The sequence below is a fragment of the Streptomyces sp. NRRL B-24572 genome (genome assembly GCF_002156145.1).
In the GTDB taxonomy this organism is placed as follows: domain Bacteria; phylum Actinomycetota; class Actinomycetes; order Streptomycetales; family Streptomycetaceae; genus Streptomyces; species Streptomyces vietnamensis.
The window spans coordinates 1-4,745 of record NZ_MWIG01000451.1; the positions used below are offsets into that span (position 1 = coordinate 1).

The following is a 4,745-nucleotide window of genomic DNA, read 5'->3' on the forward strand; positions in this document are numbered from 1 at the left end:
CGTCTTTCCGCGCTGCTCGCAGGAGCAGCGCGGAAAGACGTGGGGGATGTCGCATGAGCGAGTCCTCGCAGCGAGGGCACACCCGTGACGGTGTGCCGGCCGGACGGAATCGCTCCCACTGGGTCGGGGCAGACCGTAGCGCCAACTGATGCCAAGCAAAAGAGGAGTTGGGTAAATTCCCCGGCTTTTGGGTTCGACTTCCGCACACACCTTGACGGCATTGGACCCCAACTGCACAGTGGGAGCGCTCCCACTGGTTCAGAGTCCGACTGTCGCACCTTCGCTCTTCGCATCACCGACCCCACCGAGCCGCGAGGAGAACCACCCCCATGGCACGTCTCCGACAGAGAACGCGACCGCGCCGGCAGCTGACCGTGCTGGCGGCGGCGCTCTCCCTCCCCCTCGGCCTCACGGCCGTCGGCGCCACCACGGCGGTCGGCGCCACCGCGGCCCAGGCCGCCGCCGTCCAGTGCAGCGTCGACTACAAGACCAACGACTGGGGTTCGGGCTTCACGGCCGAACTCACCCTCACCAACCGGGCCGCCGAGCCCCTGAACGGCTGGACGCTGACGTACTCCTACGCCGGAGACCAGAAGCTCTCCAACGGCTGGAACGGCGTCTGGTCGCAGTCCGGGAAGAACGTCACGGTGACCAACGCGTCCTGGAACGGCACCCTCGCCGCGGGTGCCGCCACCACCACCGGCGCCCAGTTCACCTACAGCGGGACCAACGCCGCCCCCACCGGCTTCGCCGTCAACGGCACCACGTGCGCCGGCGCCCACCAGCCCCCGGTCGCGGTCCTGACCAGCCCGGCCGCCGGGGCCGTCTACACCGAGGGCGACGCCGTGCCGCTCGCCGCCACCGCCGCCGCGGCCGACGACGCCACCGTGAACAAGGTGGAGTTCTACAGCGACACCGCCCTCCTCGGCACCGACACCACCGCGCCCTTCACCTACAGCGCGGCCGGTCTCGCCACCGGCGCCCACTCCCTCTACGCCAAGGCCTACGACACCCTCGGCGCCTCCGCCGAGTCGGCGCCCGTCGGCATCACCGTCGCCGCGGGACCCGCGCTCGTCGCCTCCCCGACCCAGCTCGGCGTACGCCAGGGCTCCACCGGCACCTTCGACCTGAAGCTCTCCACCGCCCCCACCGCGAACGTCACGGTGAGCGTCTCCCGTACCTCCGGCAACACCAACCTCACCGCGACGCCGGCGAGCCTCACCTTCACCCCGGCGAACTGGAGCACCGCCCAGAAGGTGACCGTGGCCGCCGCGGCCACCGGCACCGGCTCGGCCGTCTTCACCGCGACCGCCCCCGGCCACGCCAAGGCCGAGGTCACCGTCGCCCAGCTGGCCGCGGACTCCACGTACGACGCCCGCTTCCTCGACCTCCACGGGAAGATCACCAACCCGGCCAACGGCTACTTCTCGCCCGAGGGCATCCCGTACCACTCCGTCGAGACCCTGATCGTCGAGGCCCCCGACCAGGGGCACGAGACGACCTCGGAGGCGTACAGCTACCTCATCTGGCTCCAGGCCATGTACGGCAAGATCACCGGCGACTGGACCAAGTTCAACGGCGCCTGGGACACCATGGAGAAGTTCATGATCCCCACCCACGCCGACCAGCCCACCACCTCCTCGTACAACGCCTCCAAGCCGGCGACGTACGCCCCGGAGTGGGACCTCCCCTCCCAGTACCCGGCGAAGCTCGACTCCGGCGTGACCTCCGGGGCCGACCCGATCGCCGCCGAGCTGAAGAGCGCCTACGGCACCGACGACATCTACGGCATGCACTGGATCCAGGACGTCGACAACGTCTACGGCTACGGCAACGGACCCGGGAAGTGCTCCGCCGGACCGACGGCGACCGGCCCCTCGTACATCAACACCTTCCAGCGCGGCCCGCAGGAGTCCGTCTGGGAGACCGTCACCCACCCCACCTGCGACAACTTCTCCTTCGGCGGGAAGAACGGCTACCTGGACCTCTTCACCGGGGACTCCTCGTACGCCAAGCAGTGGAAGTTCACCGACGCCCCCGACGCCGACGCCCGCGCCGTCCAGGCCGCCTACTGGGCCGACCTCTGGGCCAAGGAGCAGGGCAAGGGCTCCCAGGTCGCCACGACCGTCGGCAAGGCCGCCAAGATGGGCGACTACCTGCGGTACGCCATGTTCGACAAGTACTTCAAGAAGGTGGGGAACTGTGTCGGGCCGACCGCCTGCCCGGCCGGCACCGGCAAGGACAGCGCCCACTACCTGCTGTCCTGGTACTACGCCTGGGGCGGCGCCACCGACACCTCGGCCGGCTGGTCCTGGCGCATCGGCTCCAGCCACAACCACAGCGGCTACCAGAACCCCCTCGCCGCCTACGCGCTGAGCTCGTACGCCCCGCTCAAGCCCAAGTCGGCGACGGGCGCGGCGGACTGGGCGACCAGCCTCGGCCGGCAGCTGGAGTTCTACCGCTGGCTCCAGTCCGACGAGGGAGCCATCGCGGGCGGCGCCACCAACAGCTGGCAGGGGCGCTACGCCACCCCGCCGGCCGGCACCCCCACCTTCCACGGCATGTACTACGACGAGAAGCCCGTCTACCACGACCCGCCGTCCAACCAGTGGTTCGGCTTCCAGGCCTGGTCCATGGAGCGGGTCGCCGAGTACTACCAGCAGACCGGTGACGCCAGGGCGAAGACCGTCCTCGACAAGTGGGTCTCCTGGGCCCTGTCCAAGACCACGATCAACCCGGACGGCACCTACCGCGTCCCCTCCACCCTCCAGTGGTCCGGCGCGCCCGACACCTGGAACGCGACGAGCCCCGGAGCCAACGCCGGACTGCACGTCACCGTCGCCGACTACACCGACGACGTCGGCGTGGCCGCCGCCTACGCCAAGACGCTCACCTACTACGCGGCCAAGTCCGGCCACGCCGAGGCCAAGCGCGTCGCCAAGGCCCTCCTCGACGGCATGTGGGACCACCACCGGGACGCCCTCGGCATCGCCGTCCCGGAGACCCGCGCCGACTACAACCGCTTCGACGACCCCGTGTACGTGCCGAGCGGCTGGACCGGCACCATGCCGAACGGCGACGCGGTGAACTCCTCGTCGACGTTCGCCTCGATCCGCTCCTTCTACAAGAACGACCCGGCCTGGCCGAAGGTCGAGGCCTACCTGGCGGGCGGCGCGGCCCCCGTCTTCACCTACCACCGGTTCTGGGCCCAGGCGGACATCGCCATGGCCATGGGCTCGTACGCGGAACTCCTCGAATAACAGTCCGCCCCGCGAGAGCGGGCTCCGCGTACGACGAGGCCGGGCGGCCCCCGACAAGGGGACCGCCCGGCCTTCGGGCGTTCACGTGAGCCGTCAGCCCGGGGTGCCGACCTCCTCCACGCCCAGGTACATCACCGAGGGGCTGGCCGGGTTGAAGGCGATGGCGGAGACGCCGTCGAAGGCGTTGTGGGTCTTGGTGAGCGCGCCCGTGGCCGTGTCGAGGCGGAACAGGTCGGTGCCGTAGCCCATGAAGTACGTGCCGTACTCGAAGTGGAGCACGTTCGCGTCGGACGGGCTCGGGGCGAGCAGGGTGCTGTTGGTCAGCTTGTGCTCCGCCGTGTCGTCGAGGATCTTCGTGAAGGTGCGGCCGCCGTCCGCCGAACGGTAGAGGTGGCGGCCCTCGTTGCCGGAGCCCGGGACGGCCTCGGCGAGGTCGACGCCGATGCCGTAGACGACCGAGGGGTTCGCGGGGGAGACGGCCGTCGCGAACAGGTTCGCGGAGGCGCCGGAGGTCAGCCCGGTGGAGGCGGTCCAGGTCGCGCCGCCGTCCGTGGTCACCGCGCCGCCGCGGACCATGGCGCCGGCGACGGCGTGGTTCGGGTCGGCCGGGTCGAAGGTCACCGAGTAGACGCCGGTGCCCTCGGGGAACGCCGGGGTGCCGGTGGCGCTCCAGGTGGCGCCCGCGTTCCGCGAGTCGTACAGGCGGCCGTCGCCGCCCGCGAGGCGGACGTGGTTCGGGTCGGCCGGGTCGGTGCCCACGCCCACGACGGACGCGACGGGGGAGGTGAGTAGGGTGACGGTGGTGCCGTCGACGCGGGCGAGGTAGCCGCCGTTCGGCTCCCACGCGAAGGCGCGGGTCCCGCTGCCCGCGGTGAGGCGCGTGGTCTCGCTGCCCAGCGTGGCGGCGTGGGTCCAGCTACAGCCGGCGTCGGTGGAGCGCTGGAGCTCGTTGTTGCGCGTGGCGAGGAGCGTGCCGGGGGCGCCGAGCGCCACGAGGCCGTGGGTGTAACTGATGGGCTTGAGCGTGCCGGTGGTGCCGGCGAGGCTCGCCCCGCCGTCCGTGGTGAAGGTGATCGCACCGTCGCCGACGACGCGGTTGCAGGTCGGGGCGGTCCAGCCGGAGCCCGTGGCCGCGATGGCGGCGGACGGCTGGGCGAGGGCGAGGGCGGCGGCGGCCGTGATGACGGCGATGCCGGTTCGCTTCATGGTTGCCTCCCTTGTGGGGTGGGGCGCACAGGCGCTTGTTGATCTTGTTTCTATCCGGAGGAGGTGATCTTGGTCAGCATGATCATTTGCCAAACTTGTTGACCGGAAAGCTTCTTGACGAAGGATCTTCGTGAAATGCCGGTGGATGGAGCAAGAACTCCGCGCGACGCGCATGCGTCGAAACTTCACCGAGGCCTTGTCCTGGCCTCGCCGGAGCGCACTTGCGGTTGACGCGGCGTCAACCCCTACGGTCTTCGAACGGGGCCGGAACACCGGCCC

At 70.5% G+C, this 4,745-nt stretch carries 2 protein-coding genes; one reads left to right on the plus strand and one right to left on the minus strand.

Going from position 1 to position 4,745, the window contains the following annotated elements; genetic code table 11:
• The first annotated feature begins 329 nt into the window (after positions 1-329).
• Positions 330-3,260 (plus strand): glycoside hydrolase family 48 protein, encoded by a 2,931-nt coding sequence (locus CCN56_RS25785; protein WP_086830372.1) that lies wholly within the window; start codon positions 330-332, stop codon positions 3,258-3,260.
• 93 nt (positions 3,261-3,353) lie between these two features.
• On the opposite strand, the gene CCN56_RS25790 is transcribed toward CCN56_RS25785, so the two are convergent.
• On the minus strand, positions 3,354-4,466 hold the full coding sequence (locus CCN56_RS25790; RefSeq protein ID WP_086830373.1) for a dispase autolysis-inducing protein: 1,113 nt from the start codon (positions 4,464-4,466) through the stop codon (positions 3,354-3,356).
• Positions 4,467-4,745 lie beyond the last annotated feature (279 nt).